The sequence below is a fragment of the Flavobacterium frigoris genome, assembly GCF_900111075.1.
Classification (GTDB): Bacteria; Bacteroidota; Bacteroidia; order Flavobacteriales; family Flavobacteriaceae; genus Flavobacterium; species Flavobacterium frigoris.
The window spans coordinates 1-1,691 of sequence record NZ_FOFZ01000045.1; the positions used below are offsets into that span (position 1 = coordinate 1).

The following is a 1,691-nucleotide window of genomic DNA, read 5'->3' on the forward strand; positions in this document are numbered from 1 at the left end:
TTCTATGGTCACGATTGAGTCTTTTGTAAGCTGTTTTCATATTACAATTTTAAGTATTTTTTGTCTTAAAATTGCGTTAGATTCCTGACTCTGCGCTACAATGGCTTATAACGTTTCGCGGCTACGCGAGGTTACGAATTTCGTAACCGAGTATTTTCTATTACTACTAAATTTCTTGCGAAAGATAAACGTGAATTTAGCACTTTTCTCGCAATAGCGCAAAACCGCTGTTAGCGGTAGTCATTTTATTTATAGTCATTTGAATAGTAAACATAATATGGTTTTTCTATTGATTCAGTGTTTGATGTTAAATAATTTATACAATTTAATTGGAAGTATTTTTCTAAATCTTCAGGCGTTAATTTTTTACAGTTATCTATATTACTTTGTTTAATTCCAATAAATAATTTTCCATAAACTTCAATTTCTGTTATGCTGTCAAGTTTGATTGTTGTAATGTTGTTTGTTGTCTTTTGAACTGTTGTAATTGCTGTAACTTGAGCATTATATTCTGGTATTTCAAAACAAAAAGAAAATGAATTGTCAGTTCTATTCTTGTCGTATTCACCTCTAAAATCTGATTTTTGAAATATTGAATCTTTATTTAAAGAAATTTCATATTTCTTATTTGAAATGTTTTTTAAGATAAATGATTGTCTAGGATTTGAATCAGCCACAAAAATAAACATACATAAAATTCCAATGGCAGAGTTAAAAACAGTATTTGTGTTTTCTATTTCAGTTAGTTTTCTTTTGAAATAGAGATATGAAAAGGGCAAAATTGTTAATGCGATTAAGTCTGTTATATCTATTGTTCTGTAAAAAGCCAAATTTGTATAATTTGAAATCCAATCTATAAATGGTTGAGAAATTTCAAATTTCCATAAAGTAAAAATTACAGAAGTTAAAAAATAAATTTTACTCGCATTCTTTTCAAAAAAAATTGAAATAAAGTATGGAAAAATAAAAAGACCTGCAAAGTCAGATAATTTACCTGTTACAAAATTTGAAAATGCATATTTAAGATAGAAATCATTAAATATTAATATTAGTAAACCTAATAGGAAAAAGTGCTTTTTGAGTAAATAATATTTTGGTTTTTCCGTCATTTTTTTTATGATTACCGCTAACGTTCCCTGGCTTAGCTTGGTGGGGAACTTTTAAGCAGATTATTTTTGGCTACACGAATATATGAAAAAATACGGTAGTTCCACTAAATTCCCCATCATGCTAAACCAGTGTTGCATGATGGTTTTCTAGCTCAAACTAATTGTTATTTTTAACGATTTTCAAATTCAGAATTTTGACAAACTGAGTAAATGCGGCAGTTTGGTTTTTTATACGTTTCAATATTCCGCAAACTTAGGCAATTCGGTAGTTTGGTTTCCACTTTTCAGTTTGTCACAATCTATTTTCCGACAAACTAATTAAATTCGGCATTTTTTTTTGGACGTTTCAATATTTCGCAAACTTAGGCAATTCGGCAGTTGGCTTTTCGGCGTAAGTTTGGCAGTTTATTATTTTTTAAAAATCTAATTATAATCGCTTGCGTAAATTCGGAACGAATTTACAATTTTGGGAAATAAACTTTCATGCAACGTTTCCTGGCTTAGCTTGTTGGGGAACTTTTAAGCAGATTATTTTTGGCTACACGAATATATGAAAAAAAACGGAAATTCCACTAAATTCCC

1 protein-coding gene is annotated in these 1,691 nt (G+C 29.0%); it reads right to left on the reverse strand.

Translation table 11 applies throughout. From position 1 onward, the window contains the following. Window positions 1-245 precede the first annotated feature (245 nt). Window positions 246-1,109, reverse strand: coding sequence for a hypothetical protein (locus BMW63_RS17695; protein ID WP_074724783.1), 864 nt, complete (start codon window positions 1,107-1,109; stop codon window positions 246-248). Window positions 1,110-1,691: the final 582 nt, after the last annotated feature.